This window comes from Aeoliella mucimassa (assembly GCF_007748035.1).
GTDB classification, from domain to species: Bacteria; Planctomycetota; Planctomycetia; order Pirellulales; family Lacipirellulaceae; genus Aeoliella; species Aeoliella mucimassa.
This window is the reverse complement of sequence record NZ_CP036278.1, coordinates 2,600,763-2,619,611: the sequence shown is the minus strand read 5'-3', so window position 1 is coordinate 2,619,611 and position 18,849 is coordinate 2,600,763. Positions and strand designations below refer to the sequence as shown.

The window sequence follows — 18,849 nt, the reverse complement described above, 5'->3', positions numbered from 1 at the left end:
GCGAGGGCTCCGCGACTGGTCTACGCTGTGGTTCTACCAGGGGGCTTGCCCCCTCTGAAATAGCCAATTCAACTCCCCTGATTCCACCCGTCGACGATCGCTAGCGGCCGCCCCGAGTATACGTTCCATGCCACACTTTCCTATTTTTGAAGACTTCGCCAAGCTCACCGACTCTGCCGATTATGTCCCGGTGTGCCGGCGACTGATTAGCGACTCGTTAACGCCGGTGAGCGGGTTCAAGGCGATCGACGATGGCAAATCGGCCTGTTTATTCGAAAGCGTTATCGGTGGCGAGAAAGTGGGTCGCTACAGTTTTCTGGCCAGCGAGCCCTATCTGTTGCTCGAAGCCTACGGCAACAAGGTGGAAGTGACCAAGTTCGGGCCTCCGGCTGAACTGGCGGACGACAAGACCGACGTCGCCCCACAACGGACCACGCTCGAGAGCGATAATCCGCTGGAAGAACTCCGCCAACGGGTTGCCGAGGTGAAAGTGGCAAAGGTGCCAGGGCTGCCGCCATTCGTTGGTGGGGCTGTCGGTTACGCTGGTTACGACACGGTTCGCTACGTCGAGCGATTGCCAAACGCCCCGGAGGATGATCGCCAGTTGCCGGACATGGCTTTTGCCTTTTTCGATCATATGGTGGTGTTCGACAATGTGACCAAAACCGTGCTGGTGCTGGCACTTGCCAAGGTGGAAGGGGCCAATGACAAGGACTCGCTGAAGGAAATCTACGAGACAACTTGCCGGCGGGTCGATCGTCTGGTGAGCAAGCTGTCGACCCCGCCGGCCGGATTGGTGCCGGTCGACATTGCGACCTCCGGAGGTGTTTCGCTGCAATACACCGCCAACTTCACCCAGCCTGGCTTCGAAAAGGCGGTGGAGAAGTGTGTCGACTACATCCGGGCCGGCGACATCTTTCAGGTGGTGATCAGCCAACGGCTCAACGTGCCGATCACGAGCGACCCGTTCGAGGTCTACCGAACGCTGCGAGTGGTGAATCCCAGTCCCTTCATGTTCTTCCTGCGAACCGCCAACTGCACGCTGGTGGGGAGTTCGCCGGAAATCATGGTGCGAGTGGTCGATGGCAACGTGACCGTCCGGCCGCTGGCAGGCACCCGCCCGCGGGGGGCCACCGAGGCCGAAGATCAGGCTCTGGCCGACGAACTGCTGGCCGATCCCAAGGAATGCGCCGAGCACGTGATGCTGGTCGACCTGGGACGCAACGACGTGGGCCGCGTTGCCGAATACGGCTCGGTCGAAATCTCGGACGTGATGGTCATCGAGCGATATAGCCACGTGATGCACATCACTTCGAACGTGAATGGCCAACTGACCGACGATCGGGATGCCTTCGATGCACTGGCCGCCTGCTTGCCAGCCGGCACCGTGTCGGGCGCACCGAAGGTGCGGGCCATGGAGATTATCGACGAGCTGGAACCCCACCGCCGGGGCCCCTACGCAGGGGCCGTCGGGTACATTGATTTCGCCGGCAATATGGACACCTGCATTGCCCTGCGTACGATGGTAATAACCGAAAACACCGCCTACGTGCAGGCCGGCGCCGGCATCGTGGCCGACAGCGTTCCGGCCACCGAATACCAAGAGACCCTTAACAAAGCTCGTGGGCTGCTAAAAGCCATTGAGATTACCGAGCATCGCACCAACCAGGCCTAGCGAGCCCACACGTCAAAGACTTCAGCCGATACATGGAATCCATTGCTGGCAAATTGCTTGTAGCATCGCGAGAGCTTCGCGATCCAAACTTCACCCAGTCGGTGGTGATGATGATTGAGCATTCGCCAGAAGGGGCGTTGGGAGTCATCCTGAATCACCCTTCCACGACATCGGTATCCGAAGCCTGGGCGCAAATCGACGGCGGCGAACTGGAAGACGACACCCCGGTGTTCGTCGGAGGCCCGGTCCCCGGCCCGCTAATCGCACTGCACGCGATAGAGGACCTCGGCGAAAAAGAGGTGCTGCCCGGCGTGTTTATGTCGGTGCAGCGCGACGTGATCGAAAAACTCGTACTCGCACCCGACACCCGGTTGCGACTCTACAGCGGCCACTCCGGTTGGGGAGCAGGCCAACTGGAAGACGAAATGAAGGCCGGCGGCTGGCACATTGTTTCGGCAGAACCTGGCGACGTTTTTGCCGACCAGGAACAAACCGAAGATCTTTGGCAATATGTGCTGGAACGCATGGCGATCGACATCATGCTGCCAGGCGTTCCACACAACAAGCTGCCACGCGATCCCAACATGAACTAACACGTGGCAGCCACCCGATCGGTTCGTCGCTTAGCGACGGTACTCGAAACCAGCAAAACCACCGTGATACAGCATGTCGTGCGTATCATTCAGCCCTAAGTAGGCATCGTTCGCCAGTTCCACATCCGTGATGTACATCACTTCGTAACCAGTCCGCAAGGCAAAGCAACTGTTGATCTTCCAAATCAAGGCGACCGAGGCTTCACCAGCAAACGACAGCTCGGTTCGCTCCGTCTTCACCCGGTTACCCGTGGTGTAGGTATTGGAGTTGATCGTACCGGTTTCGTCGGTGTCGGTTGTCGCAGGATCGTCGTCCAACACTTCGGTCGTGGTGGTCGTGATTTGGTTCAGATGCGAACGGTTGATCATATTGCAGTAAATACCACTATTCGCAAAGCCTTGGAAGTAAACCTTTTGCGAGATATTCCAGAGATCCCGTCGCACACCCATTTGGAAACCAATCAGGTTGTTTTCGACCTTATGCAAATTGAGTGCATCACTCGTGATCGAAGCATCGCCAATCGCCAGCGGCACCGAAGGATACTGATGCGTTTCGTCGCGAACCACTTCGTCGAGCGAGAAGTAACGCACACCAGCGTAAGGCTTCCAGTAGCTGGTATTCAATGCTTGGAAGTTCAGTTCCAGAGCATGCAAGCTCGAACTGTAGTTCAGCGAGCGACGCTCATCGAGAGCCACACTGGCTGGTGGACCAACCACAGCAGGCACATTGGTTACCGGCATGATAAGGCTGGCGTTGTAGTCGTCGACGCCAATGTAGCCCAATACCAGCTCATAGTTCTTGCACTGGGGATAGTAAGCCGTACCCACCAAACGAGCACCTGCCGAATGGTCGAAGTTCTCATACTGATCCAGAGCGTCGAGAGTGGTACCGAGCTGCGTAGCCAGCGGGTCCAAATCGACTTCGTCTCGGAACAGGAAGATCCCGTCAGCCTGAATGCGCCAGCGTGGGCCGACCTTCCAGTCGTCTCCACATCCTGGGCCGGTGCGATAGGGCGAGCCCCCGCATCCCCACTCGCCACACCCACTGGTGCCGCAAGAGCCGCCTTGACCGCTGGCAGCACCGAGCTGCCGGTAGAAGTCTCCATTGGGATAGGCCGAAGAGCCACTCCCTTTAGGAGTCACCGGCTCGGAATAAACAATATCCGAACCCGCACCTTCCATCGTGCCAAGTTGCGTGGTTTGAGCCTGAGCGGTTTGAACCAGCACCGTGTGTAAGATGCAAGCAACCGCGAACCGTACTGTATAACTGCGACAACGCATGATTCAATGTTCCCCCACAATGAACCTGAGCCCGTACTTACTCCCTGACGAGATCAGGTAGAGGTGCTGTGGTGCACGCCGTCCGCGCACCAAAGTCGCACCGATCCTGGTAAAGGGGATCGACCAAACGGGCACCCGCCGGCCAGCAACATCGTCAGAAACCGAAGAGTTTTCCCAATTCACCCCTTCGGACGCCCGAACGCTAGCATTTTTACAGCATCGCGAGGCAGGCATCCACCTGATCGTCGGTACCAACAGAGACGCGAATTCCCTCAGGCCAACCGTCGTACGACATATACCTTACAAGGATGCCAGCCGACTTGAGATCCTCATACAGTTGCTTCAGATCGCGACTCTCATGCGTGCACCACACAAAGTTCGCCTGCGAGTCGGTTATCACAAACCCTTTATCTTTGAAGGCATCTGCCATGCGTGCACGAGTGGCGAGTACCTTCTCGCAGTTTTGCTTCAACCAAGCCTGATCGTCTATAGCAGCCGTGGCCGCAGCGATCGAGAGGGCGTCGCAATTATAGGAGTCTTTTACCTTAACAAGCTGTTCAATCACCTGAGGTTGGGCGACACAGTATCCGAAGCGCAAACCAGCCAGCGCGTACGACTTACTGAGCGTCCTTGTGACGATCACGCTGGGATTCTCGCCGACCAGCGAAAGGCAATTGGCTTCGGCGAAATCCACGTACGCCTCGTCCACCACCAGAGGGCAGGGGAGCGAGTCTGCTAGCTTGGCCACTTCAGCGACTGATAGCACGGTGCCGCTCGGGCTGTTGGGGTTGGCGACAAATGCCAGGCGCAATCGGTCGGTCGCGGCGGTGAAGCGCTCGCCCAATTGCCAGTCGGCCTGAAAATCGACCACGTCGACCTGGGCGCCTTGGATGTCGGCCAGCGTCTTGTACAGCACGTAGCTCGGTTTGGGATACCGCAGCAGGTCTCCCTCGCCGACAAAGGTGCGGGTGAGGATGGTGAGAATGTCGTCGCTGCCGTTGCCGCACAGAATCCACTCAGGCGTGATCTGCGGCAAGTCGTCAGCTAGCACTTCCGCGGCCCGCAGCCGGAAGGCTCCCGCCATGGGGTCGGGATACTTCTGCAGCCCCGCCTCGGCAGCCTGGCGAATGGCTTCCACCACCCGGGGCGACGGCGGATAGGGATTCTCATTAGTATTCAATTTAATGACCTTGCCACGGCGAGGCTGCTCGCCGGGCTGGTAGCCGGTCATGCTTTGAATGGCGGGTCGAATCATGGCAGAAATGGCTAAAACCACCGCGTTAACAGGTTGCGAAACAAAAGGAAACACTCCAATCCACCAGTTGAATCCATCGCTAGCAGCCCTGCAAGGCAGCGGTCGATTTCCATCTGGCGACTACGATACGAGCAGGCGATCGCCGTAAAACGCTAAACTATGGGGCTCTGAGTAGCCGAGTTTGGTGGAGGACATTTGCCTTTCCGGACCCACGACGCTTAAAATGTTCAGCATGGGCTTACCTATTCCAATATTTGCATACTTTCTCAACCCGACCGGGTGCATCTGTACGTGCCCGGCCTAGAAGCCGGAACCGCTGTGCCTATGCGGCCACCCTTGCTGGTTACCGCTAGTTTCTGAAGCCCGCTCACTGCTTACCTGGTAAGCCCCCGCCCCGAGAAGGAATGCCAACCATGGCGACCGATTTCCGCCTGAAAGACCAACTACCCAATCTAACCAAACGCATCGTCGGCACGTACGACAGCCTCGGCAGCATCAACCACCTAGGTCACTGCCCGCTGCCGAGCTACGACGAAGTGGTCGCCGTGCTGGACGACTTGGACGAAATCCTGTTTCCAGGATATCGCCGTCGCGAAGGACTCCATCGTAGCAATGTCGAGTTCTACGTCGGCGACCTGATCGGCCGCCTACACGACCGCCTTACCCGGCAGATCGGCCGCGCCCTACGCCACGAAGCCGGCGCGACCAGCGACTGCAATACGATCGAAGACTTCGAAGCCTTGGGCCAGGCCAAGACGATGTTGTTTCTTGACCGGCTGCCTGAGTTGCGATCGACGCTGGCTACCGATGTGCGTGCCGCCTACGATGGCGACCCAGCATGCAAGTCGCCCGACGAGGTGATTTTCTGCTACCCGGGTCTCGAAGCCATCACGGTCTATCGCCTTGCTCACTTGCTGTACGAGCTCGATATTCCTTTCATCCCGCGGATGATGAGCGAATGGGCTCACGGCCGCACCGGCATCGACATCCATCCTGGTGCTACCATTGGCAACTACTTTTTCATCGACCACGGCACCGGTGTCGTGATCGGCGAGACCTGCCACATCGGCGAGCACGTGAAGATCTATCAAGGTGTAACGCTCGGTGCGTTGAGCTTCGCCACCGATGGCGAAGGCAACCTGGTGCGTGGCCTTAAGCGGCATCCCACCATCGAGGACCGCGTAGTGATTTACGCGAATGCGACCATCCTCGGCGGCGAGACCGTCATCGGACACGATTCGGTGATTGGCTCCAGCGTCTGGATCACCAAGTCGGTCGATCCGCACAGCACCGTTGTGCTCGAAAAACCGCAGCTCCGCATCCGCGACGCTGCCGGTGCTGCGAAGTAGCTTCGCAGCGCATCGTTACGCGAACACCTAACACCTATCGCCCTCGCTCACACCGGTGTGAGCGAGGGCGAACTCGTTTCACTATTCTCAAACTGCGACGCCTGCGATTACTTCCGCAGGATCGCGTTCATGTTCTTCTTGTACGCCTCGACGCCAGGTTGGCCGTAGGGGTTGATGCCGATCAGTCGGCCTTCGACCACGGTGGCCAGCATCAGCATTTGCAATAGCCCACCCAGGGTGTACTCGTCCAACTTGGGAAGCACCAAGTCGGCCGTGGGGCGATTGTCTTCGCGATAGGCTTGATTCGTACCAGCGATGGCCGCCGACAGGATGTCGGGTAGCGTCTTCTTGGCCAGCTCGTTGAGTTGGTCCTGGTTGTTGTCGCTCTCGCCGATGGCCAAAGGCTCGCGGGTACCTTCCTTCACAATTACGTTCGTGATGTACTTGTCGCGTTTGCCTTCTTGATGCTGCTGGCCACGCGAATGCAGGTCGCGAGTGTTCACAATCGTCAGCGGCATTGCTCCACGCTCTTGCTTGCCGAGGCTCTCGGCGAGCAACTGGTCGTACCACAGGCCCACAGCTTCGAGCCGCTTGCCCCACGTCGATAGGATGCGGATGTCGGCGCCGTGCTTCTCTTCCATCGCGTGCCCAGCGGCCACGTAGCGAAGCACTACGTTCTTGTCGAACGGAGTGCTGGCGAAGTGCTCATTCATGTCGGCCGCACCAGTGAGCAAGGCCTCGATGTCGAGTCCCATGATGGCCGCCGGCAGCAAACCAACCGCCGAGAGCACGCTGAAGCGTCCACCCACGCCATCGGGCACGGGGAACTTCTCGGGGCATCCCAGCTCCGTCGAGAGATCAAACAGCTTGCCGCTGGTGCCAGTCACCGGAACGATGAACTTGCCGAGATCGTCGGTATCGGTGAGCGACTCTTTGAGCTCACGCAGGAAGATGCGGAACGCAGCGGCGGTTTCCAGCGTGCCACCGCTCTTCGAGATCACCACGATGCCCCAGTTGCCGCTGGTGGAACCGAGCAAATCGAGCAAACCTTGAGCCGCATCGTTGTCGACATTATTGCCTTCGAAGTATACCTCGGGGCGGCCGTTGCGAAGCGTCGGAGCCACTTGGTTGTAGAACGGATGGCAGCACGCTTCGAGCAGCGCCCGAGCGCCCATGTACGAGCCACCGATGCCGAGCACCACGACCCGATCCACCAGGTCGCTCAGGCGATCGGCGGTCGCCTTGATCTGGGCCAGCTCGCTCTCGTCGCCTTTCTCGGCCAACTCGTCGAGCAAGCGATTCGGCAGCAAGTGAAAACCTGCGTCGAGCGGCTGCTTAGCCTCGGGCACGTTGCCACCGCCGGCCCACAGATCGGCATCGGCCAGTACTTCTTCTCGCACCGAGGTCAGCGGCACGGCCAGCTTTTCCAAATCGGCAGCTTCGAGTCCGCCAGGTCCGATGAGCGTTCCGTCGAGATTGTATTCAAGCATCATGTCTGTCACGTGGGGTTGTGGATGGATGGGTCTTGATCGCTATAAGGTGCCGAGGTTCGGCTGATTTTCGAACACGGAATGGACCTCTCCAAGCGAGCGGGGAGACCGGCCGCCGGACGCGGTTCATTTCCTCGTCTATCGTCGCATACTTCCGCCATGTCGCAAGGGTTGACTGGCCCTTCGGGTGGGCGCGGGCGATTTGCCGATGCTTTGCTACAATATGTCCATGAGACTCCTAATTGATGGCTATAACCTGTTGCACGCAACCGATTTGTTCGGCCAAGGCAAGCTTGCGGGCACGCTGCAAGGCTCTCGCGAAGCCCTGCTTGCCCGGCTGGCCGACATGCTTTCGGCTGGCGAGCGGCGGGCCATGGCCATCGTGTTCGATGCCGCGGGGGCTCCGCCGGGGCTGCCCAAGCAGGTGCACTGGGACCACATGACCGTGCGGTACGCCCGCGAGTACGCCGATGCCGACGCGCTGCTCGAGGAGATCATCGAAACTCACCGGGCTCCCCGCGGGCTGACCGTGGTGTCGAGCGACCATCGGGTGCAACGAGCGGCTCGCCGGCGAGGGGCCGCTTATGTCGACAGCGACCAATGGTATCGCGATCTGGTGACTCGTCGGCCTCAGCGACCTGGGGGATCGACAAAGCCCAAGCCCGGCGGCAGCGTCGACTACTGGGTCGATCAATTTCAGTCGGCCGAACTCGAGCAGATGGAAGCCGAGCTACGCCGCACGACGCAGCCGAAGCTCAGGCCGAAAACCACCAAACGGCAACCACATGCTCCGCCGACCGCCGATGGCGATTTCGAGAACCCGTTCCCCCCTGGATACGGTGAGGACCTGCTCGATGGCGAGTAAAGTTATGTCGGTGTTGAAACCTCCGTTCGGCTTATGGTTGTTCGGTTAACTCAATCCCAGGTCGTTCACAAAACTCGACGTCACTACGATCTTCGACTCCGCGATTCCAAGTTGACTCGCAATAATTGGCCTCAGTTCATCAAACACCTGCTCGTCTGTTTCGAGATCGGTTTGCTTGGTTGCGACTTTCGCTCCAGGATACTTGCGGGCGATGTCGCCGAACGTGGTCCAACCTTCCGGTGATACCCACCGCATCGGCCGCGTCGCCAGCACTCCAGCGACTGGCCACCCTAGCGCGGCAACGAATACCATCGGCAACGCCGGCGATGCTTCGACCAGACTCCAAGTGAACGCGACCATTAACCCAGTCGTAGTGAGACCAAGCGACCACCGCAACCAACCAGGGCGACGCAACCATGGCAGCGCGGCAATGGTCGACGACAACTCTCTCCACAACTGCTGTCGCTCGCGACGATCCAATCGGTCGACCACCAACGCTCGTGTTCGAACGCGAGCCCTCGTATCGTCGACCACTTCGCGGACCGTGCGACGTAGCGACAGAACCGAACGCAACGTGGGACAGACTTCCCGGCGGGCGGTTTCGATGCGAGTGCGAATCAGGGCAACGAGATCACCGACCGTGCGTACTTGCTGCGCTTCGTGATCGTCGATGGAAATGCCGAAGTGATCTTCGACTTCCATCACCAACTCAACAGCGTCGAGTCCCATGACCTTCGCACCTACTTGCGAGGAACCATCTGCAGAATCCGGCAGTGAACCGGAACGTCGTTCTGCTGCATTTTATCGCGAGTCGGTCGCGGTCGATATCGATTTTTAAAGAGCATTCGCAGGTTTTGCCGCACGCACGCGAGCCATTGCCAGAACGAGGCATCCAACCACCACTAGCAACATGGCCGACGCGGGTTCTGGGACTCGCAGCACCGCGACCCATGCAGATTGGTTGCCGGCGGGGTCGATCCCGTTGCCGGCTATCACCCGACCGTCGTCCGAGATAGCAGTCGCCGAAGTCAGCTTCCACCCGTCGAGCTTGCTGCCGAGGCCATATTTGTCGCGCAGCATAGTTTCCAACTCGTAGCTTTTGCCATTCGCCCAGAGCATGGCGATTGGTTCGAAGTACGCGTCGGTCAAGGGATCCGAGAAATCAAGCGTCCCGACAATCGTCTCGCCATCGGCCGAAACGTCCAACGCAACCGACGAGCCACCCATTTCGAGTGAGATCGGCTCCCCATTCACCCATTTCGTTGCGTGCGACTTGAACCAACCATCCATCGTCATCACTGGAGTCCAACTTCCGACCACTACCGAGCCATCGAACGACGATGCAGCCACCCGCGAGGTGCCAGCGGCATTATCGGCCGGCAGTTCAAACAGCTCTCCATCGGGGGTGAAACGAACCGCGGTGCCGAACCCTGCTGCGGTGATCGCTCCTCCCGCATACGTGTTCCAATTGTTGAGCAGAATGGTCGAACCATCGCTTGAGATTGCACTCGGTCTGGTAGCCGGAGCCGACTCGATCGAAGGCAACGCGACCATCCCTTGCTCGGCAGTCCACATTCGGGGCCCTGTGGAGCTGGTGCCGACCACTTTACTGCCGTCGGCCGACATGGCAAAGCCGTTGAGCCATTCGTCCGTTGGGGTGCTCGATCGCAGCGGAGTAATGGTTTCTCCGTGGACCAATCCCGACGCGTAGCCAAAGCTATGCTCATAACTCACCAGCGCGGTCGACCCGTCGTAGCTCAGCGCTTCGACCCTTTTCGGATTCGCAAACGGATAGTCCGTCTCCGGCAACCGCCCCAACGAATACCCTTGCTCGGCTTCGTACGCCCAGACAAATCCACTGCTACTGCAATCTTGCGAGGCGCAGTCAAAATTGATTCCTAACATTTGGGTCGACCCCGCGATCGTGCTTCCATCGCCAGAGATCGAAGTGACGTTCACCTTCGGCGACCAATTGCTCAGCATACTACCTGGTTCGGCCCCATGAATCCGGCTACCGGAGATGCCGTAGAAGTCGGCAGCTTCCGCCAGGGTTCCAACACTAACGAGTGCGATGGCAAGTAGGAGACTCTTCATGACGAACCTAGTGAGTGTAGGTAAAACGCGAAACCATATAGAAAACATAGCGTTTACAACTTCGTCGGGCGGACGACTCTTCTCCCTATATCGGGCGAAAATGGTCGTTCCCTCTGTTCTGGATGCGAGTCGGAGGAGATTCGGGCGGACGATACCGAAAACCGCGATAACCCGCAACGCCGAACCCTGCTCCGCGGTCCTCAAAGCTCCCAGAGGATTGTTTCCCAATTTTCCCACCGATGGGAAAATTGAATCTCCGCCCACTCTACAAAACCAGTGGTTTTCGGCTCCGAATAGATTCCCATTTCCCAAAACGCATCGAGTGGGAATCTATTTTCGCAGTGGGAATCAATCGCAAGTCGTTAGTGGGTAGTGGTTTACATCGATCCCTCCAGCGAAATGGCCCAAAATAGATTCCCACCCATGGGAAAGTATTCTGCGGTTGGGAGTTGGATGTTGGGAGTTGGATGTAGAAATGTCATCTTGAAGGAGCTTCCAGCGACTGAAAGATCTCAGCCCGCCACTTCGAACGTGTCACCAACGAGCGCCCCGTAGGATGTGGTCCAGGAGCTTCCAGCGACGCAGACCCATCACCTGCATTACCACCCGCGCAGCAGTAAACGCCCACGAAACCGAAATCGGGCTCGGAGAGCCCTCCTTGTATCTTGCAGAAAGGTTGGTATCAATAACCGAGCCGTCTTCTGCGGAGTGAGCGCAGCGAACGTAGCAGAAGACGGCGGCCGCCGGTAGATCGTGCCCTCCTGGGTCCTCACGAGACCGAAATTGTAGCTGGATCGCCGGTCGGCCGCCTGTCGAAGTAGCCCGAACAGTCGCCGGAGCTGTCTCATCAACAAGCTCGTATAAGCAAGGAAGGGTAACCGATGGAAAACAGTTTGCAAAGTACTTGGATTGGGGTTGATGTTGCCAAGCGTCATTGGGACGTGGTCGTTGCCGGGCAAACCCAGGTGCATCACTTCCCTGCCGACCAAGAGGGATGCCAGCAACTTCAGCAGTTGCTCGCTCAGCATCAGGTAACCCATGCCTGCCTCGAAGCGACAGGAGGCTACGAACGAATGTTAGCCGACTTCCTTCGTGAGCAAGGGATCGTGGTGAGTATCGCCAACCCACGTCAGATTCGCGATTTCGCCCGTGTTCAAGGCCAGCTTGCCAAGACCGATCGTCTCGACGCGCTAGTGATCGCTCGTTATGCGGTACTGATGCAGCCCAAGAAGACCAAAAAACCCTCGGAAAACGAGCGGAAACTCGGTTCCCTCCGGACACGTCGGCAGCAAGTGAGCGATGCTCTGACGCGGGAGAAAAACCGGTTGGGTACACAGCACGATGACTTGGTGCGCCAGTCGATTGAAGAAGCCATTGACTTCTACCAACGACAGCTTGAACAGCTCGATCAACAGATCCAACAGCTATTACAAGCCGACGATCAGTTTCGAGAACGCTCGGCACTGCTGACCTCGGTGCCTGGCGTGGGGGCAACGACGGCCGCAGCCTTGATCGCTCACTTGCCAGAGTTGGGATCGCTTAATCGTGGCGAAGCGTCACGTCTTGCAGGCCTGGCACCGATTAACCGTGATAGCGGAACCTTGCGAGGCAAGCGGATGATTGGCGGCGGCCGAGCGGTCGTACGCAAGATGCTCTACATGCCCACTCTCGTCGCGACCAAGCATAACCGAGTCATTCGCGAGCACTACCAGCAGCTGCTGCAACGAGGCAAAGCCAAAATGATCGCCCTTACCGCCTGCATGCGAAAACTACTACTGATACTCAATGCCATGATTAAAACAAATTCCACCTGGAATGACCCCCGGGAGACTTGATTTTCAAGACAGTCGCTACAGCGCGCATGCGTGGCAAATGGTTTCAATCGATTTGATGCTCACTCGGTTACATCTTTCCACCCTCCAACAACGAACCACTGACGACTAACAACGGACAACACATACCTGTCCATTAGAACACCACCACTGGCCAATTGCCAGCAAAAACGGCGAAAACCGTTGGAATCAATCTGTAGCTTTAGCGGGCGACGAGCTTTGCTCGCCAGGCATTGCTGCTGGCTCACTCGGCGGGCTTGTAGACGCGCACCCAGTCGATTTCCATGCCAGCCGGGTAGTGGGCCGGATCGGTTGGGCCGGTTTGGTTCACCCAGCCTCCGCCGACTTGCATCGAGAGAATGAAGTAGAACTCCTGGCAGAACGGCCACTGTTCTTCCCCCAGCGCCTCGACGCGGGGGTAGGTGTGCGTTGGCTCGCCGTTGATGGTCATCACGATCTTGTCGGCATCCCACTCGCAGCCGTACGTATTCCACTCGTCGCGGTTGATGTCGGAAGTCGATCCATGCTTCGGATCGTCCTTCACCCCAGGACGGTGCGTGTACTTCGAGTGGACGGTTTGATAGGCGATGGTATCGAAGTTCAGATGCTCCATCAGGTCGATCTCGCCATTCGCGGGCCAGCCCTTCTCGTTGCCGAGCATCCACAGCGCCGGCCAGGAACCCTGCGCCGACTTGAACCGCGCCCGAATCTGCACCTTGCCATACTTGAACGAGTACTTGCCCTCGCTAGTGACTCCCGCGGTGAGGTACGGCGACGAATCTTGTTCGAGATTGGGATTCTGGATTGCTTTCAAATGCAGCACTCCATCAGCGATCTCCAGCAACTGCGGATCGTCGGACATCGTGTTCTGCCAATCCGGCTTGCCGCGTTTGCATCGCGTCCACTTTTCGGCATCCAGTTCGTCCCCTTCGAACTCATCCTGCCAGGCGAGGGTCCATCGGCTCGCATCGACTTCTTCGGCGGTGCGAGGCTCCGCAGCCGTTGCCACGACACCCACCATCAATAGCCATGCGATGAAGAATTTGCCGATCATAGAAACCTCCCAAGCTGTTGAAAACCAGATGTTACTCAATACGCTTTGCGGACGAACTAATCGACCCGCTTCAGGCTGAACTCGCCGGTAGCACGAAGATCCAGTTCGTAGGTCGCGCCCGGTTCCATCCGAATCGAAGGTGCCAAGGCGTGTGTCGCGCGGATACCAAGCTCTTCGGCTTTTTTGCGATCGTTGGCGATGGTCCAGAAGTCGTTCCAGATCTGCTGCTCGAAGTCACTGGTCACCGAGCCGCGATCGTAGGCATTCGGCCGAGAGCCCACCTTGTCGATCACAAACCCCTCGTCGGGATTCTGATTCTCGCCGAAGATTCTCTCGAACAAGCAGATCGCGGTGCCGCGCTCAATGTCGGCCTGCTCCACGTACTGGTCGTCAAACTTTACCACCAGGTATTCGATATAAACCCGATCTCCCTCCAGCGTCAATTCGGCAGGCTCGCCAATCGGCTGGCCTTCGTCAGCCACCTCGATAAAGCGGATCTTGGTTTGCAGCTGCCCCGATTCGTCGGTCTGCTGATCGAGTACTTCCACTCGGGCGAGGCGGCGATGGAGCTTCAACAGTCGTACCGCAGTTTGCACCCGATCGAGGTCTTCCTGCAACTCGTCGATACGAACATCGCGTTCGGTGATGTCGTCGTTGAGTTCCGAGATTTTCTCGTCGCGCGTCACAAGCTGTTGCTTTACGTCGTCGAGGTCGGAATACGCCTGTTCGAGTTCGCGCTCTTTGCCTTCCAGCTCGCGGCGAGGTTCGCTGTAAGCCTGATACGCCTGAAACCCACCGTACCCGAACACGCCGACCAACACGGCCATCAACACGGTTCGCACGGTGGAATTAAAGTGAGTGAACGCTTCGCCAGTTTTGCTCATAACGCTGCTTGTGGATGTCTGCAAGGAAGGGGAACACCATCTAATATACCCGGCACGGCGACCCGCTGCGACATCAAGCAGAGCGCTTACTCATTCGACTTCGGCACTTCAACGCTTTTGGCCAGATACTTAGCCAGTCCAGCGATTCGGACCGTGGCATCCCATTTCGCCTGCTTGTCGTTCCAGAGATGCTTCAGCCCGCTCCGTTTTTTGAACAGCATGCCGGTCAATACGCCGGCGCGGCCCGCCATCGATCGCTGGCGATGCATGGCCTCGGCCGCCTGCGAACGCTCGCTCAGCGGCAACTGCACCACCGCCGACACGGCCACCAACGGCAACCCCACTCGCTGGCACGCCCGCGCTACCGCACTGCTCCAGGCATCTTCGACCACCGGCAACTGCTCGGTCGCGGCTAGCTCGCCGACTACCGGAGCACCAATAGTGCCAACTGTTCCGCCACGCAGCCCCTCGCCTGTGGGTGGGGTGAGTTCGACTCGCAGCGAGCGCCCCGCGGAGTCGATGAGTCGGGTCGCCATGACCAAAGTGCCGTGCTTGAGTTCGCGATCGAGACATATGCCCTCGGCCACCGACATCGCGAACTTCGGCAGGTGTGCGTCGACCACCGCGGTCACCATCCGCAGCGGTTCAACCGCCTCGCCGAGAGGGCGGGCGACCACCACAGGCACCTCAGCCAACTGTCCTTGGGCGATTTGCATGCGGTCGGCTTCCAACCGGCGTTTGTCGACCAGTTCGTCGACCACGGCATCGAACAACCACTTGTTCTCGCAAAGCACCGCGATCGCCGCGGCGGGGTCACTCGGACCACTCTTCAGCATCGCCTTGGCGACTTCGCTCGTAGCGGCCTGCTTCGCCTCGCTGACCATCCGCGAACCGAGCATGCGGGCACCAACTTGCCAGAGCCACCCCATGGCTATGCTTCCCGCTCGGCGATTGGCAACCGCAGCACGAATCGACAGCCGACCGGGCCGCTCTCCACGAGTTTGACGTTGCCGCCATGCAGTTGGGCGATACGCCAGCACTTGCTGAGCCCAAAGCCCAACCCACGCCCCGCTTCGCGCCCGCTATAGAAGGGGTCGAACATATGCTCACGGACTTCCACCGGCACGCCGGGACCAGTGTCGGTCACGGCGATTTCGGCCCACTCGTCGCAGCCTTGCAGCTCGGTGGTAATAGAGCCGCCGAAGCCGATCGCTTCCACACTGTTACGCAGCAGGGCGAGGATGGCGACCAGCGTTTGCGTCGCGTCGAGCTGAGCGGTTAGTGGCTCGCTGGGCGTTTCGCTATGTAGTTCGATTTGCTGCGTTTCGGCGATCGGCTGCATCTCGGCAACACACTGGTTGACGAGTTGCACCAGGTCGACCTCCTCCAGCACCAAGGCTGGCGGGTGGGCAAACAGCATCAGGTCCGAGATCATCTCGTGCGCGCGAATCGCCTGGGCGTCGATCGCCTTGAGCAACCGCCGCCGGCGAGGATCGGGCTCGTCGCGAAGCAGCGACTGCGCCCGGCCCGAGATGTTGGCCAGCGGATTATTGATTTCGTGACTCGCTCCGTACGCGAGTTCTTTCATGGCGGCCAGCTTCGCTTGCTCGAGATCGATCTCGCAACGATTCGGCTGGTGCACCAACGCGATCAAACGCGACAACCGCCAGTCGATGCCAGGCATCTCGAGCAAGTAATCCGACATCACGATTTGCGAACCGTAGTCGGGCACCGCGTGGAGCAGCCGCTCGAAGAACGCCGGCGAAGCGGCCGCTGGCAAGCCAAGTAGTTCGAGCTGCAACGCCTGGTTGCGAATCGATTCGGCCTGCGCAGCAAACGCCTGGGCGTCGCCCACGCTAGGGCGCAACCAGCATGGCGGCTGACTGGGCAACGACTTCAGTCGATCGGCCAGGCCGATTGCAAACTGGCGGGCCAGCTCGGCAATGGTTTGCGCCGCTGGGCAGTCGGTGGCCGCCCAGCGACAGAACCAAGGATCAATCAGCAGCGCGGCACTAAGCTGGCTCTCAGCGGCCAGCGGCTCGAGCAGCGCAGTCTCCAACGCCACCGCAGCGGCGTCGGACACGGCCAACGGAGGATTGCCCGGAGCGGAATGGAGAGCGGGCAACCACAACATCACATAGTGCCAGCGAACAAGTCGTGTGATTAGTTAGGCGAAGCCGATTCGATTTCGAGCAACTGACACACTCGGGTCGACAAGGCGTCGATATCAAACGGCTTCTTCATGAAGTCGTTCGCGCCCGCGTCGCGGAGTTGCTGAATGCGATCCTGCTCGACCATACCCGAGATGCAGATGATGCGAACTTCGTCCATCGACTTGTCGCTCCGCACCAACTGGCATACTTCCATGCCGTTGATATCGGGCAGCATCACGTCGAGCACCACCAGGTCGGGGCCGAACTCTTTGATCATCATGCCGGCGCCGAACCCGTTGTTAACGCTACGCACGTCGAAGCGTCCGTCGCGCTCAAAGTGATCGACCAGCAGGTCTACCAGATCCTCGTCGTCGTCGACGATCAGAATCTTGCGTTTGCCACTATCCAGAGCGTCGGTCGGAATGCCGTTGTCGCGCATGAACGAGTACAGCTGGTCGCGAGGAATGCGACGGAAGCGGCTACCCGGTACGCGGAACCCCTTGAGCTGTCCCGAGTCGAAGCAGCGAATGATGGTTTGCTGGCTGACCTTGCAAATCTTCGCGGCCTCGCCAGTTGTGAACACGGTTTTCATACGCTCAACCACCTCTCTCCTTAGCCATGTGAGCGGGAATGGCACGGCCATCAATGGCCGGAAACCAACGCGACACTGGGATGTGATATGTCCCTTTTCGTCGCGGGCACCAGGGCCCCGTTAGTTCCTGTTTGCCGTAAAGTGTAAAAAACTCACGATTTACACAATTCTACACGCCTCTGCAATTCGCAACATCCGCCGCGCCTGCCGAGGTTACCTGGTTTGCCAGGTGTGAGCGGATTATACGGGTCTGGGTAAACCAGTCAAGATTGATATTATTTCCATAAGTATTTGCAAGAAAACACTTTGCGCTTGATTGCCAGTGTTTTCTTGCGATTCGCCAACCCTCCGTTCCGCGATGATAGCACACCGGTACACGGCCGGACAATTAGGCTATTTGGGCGGAAAATCAATGCTGGGTAATCATGGACTGCACGCGCATGTTGCGGAACAGCAAGTTGGTGGTCGGGTCGTGTGCTTGCAAGCAAAACGTGCCCGCTTCGGTCCGCAGTCCGCGCCGAGGATTGTCGTCGGGCTTGCGGGTGTCGGTCCAGTCGACCACCTGCAGTCCGTTCACCCAAGTCCCGATGTGCGGGCCGTCGGCGTGCACGGTGGTGGTGAACCACTCGTGGTCGCTAGCATTCACCAGCCGCGCGTTCACCCGGCGGTAGATGCCGCCGGTTCCGCAGTCCTTAGGCTGGGTGCGGTCGCCATCGACGTAGGTGTTCTGCACTTGGCACTCGTAGCCGTTCATTTTGTCGCCGGGGATCGAGCGAAAGAACACGCCGGAGTTGGCCCCGTCGCCGTTGACTTTGCACTCGTATTGCAGCACGAAATCGCCATACACAGCAGTCGACTCCGCCTGGCCCGAGCCTCCGAGCACCTGCATCTCGCCTGCTTTGGTTACCGAAAACTCAGCAGGCCCCGCGAGGTCGGTCTTCCACCCGGTAAGGTCCTTGCCATTGAAGATCGGCTTGGTGTTTAGCGGTTTGAGCAGCACACGGCGGAAGTGCACCACCCCTTCTTTGTACTGCAGACCGATGCGTCCCTTGAGTCGTGGGGCTGGGCTGTTATCGACGTAGTCGCACACGAGTTTGCCATCCCGCTTCACCACGATTTGCGGGCCATTCGCGGTGATCTCCAGGCGATGCACCTGATTATCTTTCCCCCCTAACGAGGCCAGCTGGTCCGGCTCGTACTTACCGCGCGCATGACCGACGATACTACCGGTGGGGTAGTCGTTCGACTCGGGAGCGATGTTCACTTCGTAGCAGTCGCTCGTGGGATTCTCAGGCTCAAGCTTGCTGCGAATAAACACTCCGCTGTTCACTTGCTCGTCGTTACAAGTGTAATCGACTACCAATTCAAAGTCGGTCCACTCGGTGGTGGTCATCAACCAGCCTTTTTCCTGCCCTTCATAGTACATTTGATGATTGGCGCAGAGCGTCCAACCCTCGTCGTTCGTTGCCTGCCATCCAAACATCGACGCATCATTACTCAACTGCAGCCATCCCTCGGCGATCATCTCTTTGTCGAGCCAACAGGCGATTTTAGGAGCGTCGTTTTTAGGCTCTTCGTCGTCCGACGTTTGATCGTCTTGCAGCGTGAGCCAATTCGGTTGCCATGCATCCGGAGCAGGCAGTTCGGCCAAGGCTACGCCGGACGCAAGCCAGCAGAGTACGACCATAGAAGCAAACAGAGTACGCATCGAAGGGGGACCTTTCTCGTGACA

16 protein-coding genes are annotated in these 18,849 nt (G+C 58.6%); 5 read left to right on the top strand and 11 right to left on the bottom strand.

The features are described from left to right. Positions 1-127: 127 nt before the first annotated feature. The gene (trpE, locus tag Pan181_RS10550) at positions 128-1,675 is read left to right on the top strand and encodes an anthranilate synthase component I (RefSeq protein ID WP_145246777.1); all 1,548 of its coding nucleotides are present in this window, start codon (positions 128-130) and stop codon (positions 1,673-1,675) included. Between the two features lie 32 nt (positions 1,676-1,707). After that, positions 1,708-2,268, top strand: a complete 561-nt coding sequence (locus Pan181_RS10545; protein WP_145246776.1) for a YqgE/AlgH family protein — start codon at positions 1,708-1,710, stop codon at positions 2,266-2,268. A gap of 30 nt (positions 2,269-2,298) precedes the next feature. Here Pan181_RS10545 and Pan181_RS10540 read toward each other — a convergent pair whose 3' ends face one another. Beyond that, positions 2,299-3,549 carry a BBP7 family outer membrane beta-barrel protein gene (locus Pan181_RS10540; protein ID WP_145246775.1) on the bottom strand — a complete coding sequence of 417 codons (1,251 nt, stop codon included), beginning with the start codon at positions 3,547-3,549 and terminating at the stop codon, positions 2,299-2,301. A gap of 211 nt (positions 3,550-3,760) precedes the next feature. Beyond that, complete coding sequence (gene hisC, locus Pan181_RS10535; protein WP_145246774.1) at positions 3,761-4,804, bottom strand: histidinol-phosphate transaminase; 1,044 nt, start codon at positions 4,802-4,804, stop codon at positions 3,761-3,763. A gap of 413 nt (positions 4,805-5,217) precedes the next feature. On the opposite strand from hisC, the gene epsC reads away from it, so the two are divergent. Further along, complete coding sequence (gene epsC, locus Pan181_RS10530) at positions 5,218-6,153, top strand: serine O-acetyltransferase EpsC (RefSeq protein ID WP_145246773.1); 936 nt, start codon at positions 5,218-5,220, stop codon at positions 6,151-6,153. A gap of 107 nt (positions 6,154-6,260) precedes the next feature. Here the strand turns inward: epsC and Pan181_RS10525 are convergent, their stop codons facing one another. Next, the gene (locus Pan181_RS10525) at positions 6,261-7,646 is read right to left on the bottom strand and encodes a glucose-6-phosphate isomerase (RefSeq protein WP_197529145.1); all 1,386 of its coding nucleotides are present in this window, start codon (positions 7,644-7,646) and stop codon (positions 6,261-6,263) included. A 226-nt stretch (positions 7,647-7,872) separates the two neighbouring features. Between Pan181_RS10525 and Pan181_RS10520 the strand changes: the two genes are divergently transcribed. Next, positions 7,873-8,508, top strand: a complete 636-nt coding sequence (locus Pan181_RS10520; RefSeq protein ID WP_197529144.1) for an NYN domain-containing protein — start codon at positions 7,873-7,875, stop codon at positions 8,506-8,508. Positions 8,509-8,553: 45 nt separating this feature from the next. On the opposite strand, the gene Pan181_RS26870 is transcribed toward Pan181_RS10520, so the two are convergent. Beyond that, complete coding sequence (locus Pan181_RS26870; RefSeq protein ID WP_145246771.1) at positions 8,554-9,237, bottom strand: phosphopantetheine-binding protein; 684 nt, start codon at positions 9,235-9,237, stop codon at positions 8,554-8,556. 105 nt (positions 9,238-9,342) lie between these two features. Further along, on the bottom strand, positions 9,343-10,602 hold the full coding sequence (locus Pan181_RS10510; protein ID WP_145246770.1) for a hypothetical protein: 1,260 nt from the start codon (positions 10,600-10,602) through the stop codon (positions 9,343-9,345). A gap of 881 nt (positions 10,603-11,483) precedes the next feature. Here Pan181_RS10510 and Pan181_RS10505 point away from each other — a divergent pair. Beyond that, complete coding sequence (locus tag Pan181_RS10505) at positions 11,484-12,437, top strand: IS110 family transposase (protein ID WP_145246769.1); 954 nt, start codon at positions 11,484-11,486, stop codon at positions 12,435-12,437. Positions 12,438-12,678: 241 nt separating this feature from the next. Here Pan181_RS10505 and Pan181_RS10500 read toward each other — a convergent pair whose 3' ends face one another. From Pan181_RS10500 to Pan181_RS10475, 6 genes are all read right to left on the bottom strand, one after another. Further along, on the bottom strand, positions 12,679-13,488 hold the full coding sequence (locus tag Pan181_RS10500) for a glycoside hydrolase family 16 protein (RefSeq protein WP_145246768.1): 810 nt from the start codon (positions 13,486-13,488) through the stop codon (positions 12,679-12,681). Positions 13,489-13,544: 56 nt separating this feature from the next. Further along, positions 13,545-14,372, bottom strand: a complete 828-nt coding sequence (locus tag Pan181_RS10495; RefSeq protein WP_145246767.1) for a hypothetical protein — start codon at positions 14,370-14,372, stop codon at positions 13,545-13,547. A gap of 86 nt (positions 14,373-14,458) precedes the next feature. After that, positions 14,459-15,301 carry a nucleoside phosphorylase-I family protein gene (locus tag Pan181_RS10490; protein ID WP_145246766.1) on the bottom strand — a complete coding sequence of 281 codons (843 nt, stop codon included), beginning with the start codon at positions 15,299-15,301 and terminating at the stop codon, positions 14,459-14,461. Positions 15,302-15,303: 2 nt separating this feature from the next. Then, positions 15,304-16,455: a sensor histidine kinase gene (locus tag Pan181_RS10485; RefSeq protein WP_197529143.1), complete on the bottom strand. Its 1,152-nt coding sequence runs from the start codon at positions 16,453-16,455 to the stop codon at positions 15,304-15,306. Positions 16,456-16,535: 80 nt separating this feature from the next. Further along, positions 16,536-17,117, bottom strand: coding sequence for a response regulator (locus Pan181_RS10480; RefSeq protein WP_145246764.1), 582 nt, complete (start codon positions 17,115-17,117; stop codon positions 16,536-16,538). Positions 17,118-17,526: 409 nt separating this feature from the next. After that, positions 17,527-18,825: a 3-keto-disaccharide hydrolase gene (locus Pan181_RS10475; RefSeq protein WP_145246763.1), complete on the bottom strand. Its 1,299-nt coding sequence runs from the start codon at positions 18,823-18,825 to the stop codon at positions 17,527-17,529. Positions 18,826-18,849 lie beyond the last annotated feature (24 nt).

Excerpts from the sequence above, each read along its gene's own strand:
- trpE (WP_145246777.1), top strand. The coding sequence starts at position 128 with ATGCCACACTTTCCTATTTTTGAAGACTTCGCCAAGCTCACCGACTCT.
- Pan181_RS10545 (WP_145246776.1), top strand. The coding sequence starts at position 1,708 with ATGGAATCCATTGCTGGCAAATTGCTTGTAGCATCGCGAGAGCTTCGC.
- Pan181_RS10540 (WP_145246775.1), bottom strand. The coding sequence starts at position 3,549 with ATGCGTTGTCGCAGTTATACAGTACGGTTCGCGGTTGCTTGCATCTTA.
- hisC (WP_145246774.1), bottom strand. The coding sequence starts at position 4,804 with ATGATTCGACCCGCCATTCAAAGCATGACCGGCTACCAGCCCGGCGAG.
- epsC (WP_145246773.1), top strand. The coding sequence starts at position 5,218 with ATGGCGACCGATTTCCGCCTGAAAGACCAACTACCCAATCTAACCAAA.
- Pan181_RS10525 (WP_197529145.1), bottom strand. The coding sequence starts at position 7,646 with ATGATGCTTGAATACAATCTCGACGGAACGCTCATCGGACCTGGCGGA.
- Pan181_RS10520 (WP_197529144.1), top strand. The coding sequence starts at position 7,873 with ATGAGACTCCTAATTGATGGCTATAACCTGTTGCACGCAACCGATTTG.
- Pan181_RS26870 (WP_145246771.1), bottom strand. The coding sequence starts at position 9,237 with ATGGGACTCGACGCTGTTGAGTTGGTGATGGAAGTCGAAGATCACTTC.
- Pan181_RS10510 (WP_145246770.1), bottom strand. The coding sequence starts at position 10,602 with ATGAAGAGTCTCCTACTTGCCATCGCACTCGTTAGTGTTGGAACCCTG.
- Pan181_RS10505 (WP_145246769.1), top strand. The coding sequence starts at position 11,484 with ATGGAAAACAGTTTGCAAAGTACTTGGATTGGGGTTGATGTTGCCAAG.
- Pan181_RS10500 (WP_145246768.1), bottom strand. The coding sequence starts at position 13,488 with ATGATCGGCAAATTCTTCATCGCATGGCTATTGATGGTGGGTGTCGTG.
- Pan181_RS10495 (WP_145246767.1), bottom strand. The coding sequence starts at position 14,372 with ATGAGCAAAACTGGCGAAGCGTTCACTCACTTTAATTCCACCGTGCGA.
- Pan181_RS10490 (WP_145246766.1), bottom strand. The coding sequence starts at position 15,301 with ATGGGGTGGCTCTGGCAAGTTGGTGCCCGCATGCTCGGTTCGCGGATG.
- Pan181_RS10480 (WP_145246764.1), bottom strand. The coding sequence starts at position 17,117 with ATGAAAACCGTGTTCACAACTGGCGAGGCCGCGAAGATTTGCAAGGTC.
- Pan181_RS10475 (WP_145246763.1), bottom strand. The coding sequence starts at position 18,825 with ATGCGTACTCTGTTTGCTTCTATGGTCGTACTCTGCTGGCTTGCGTCC.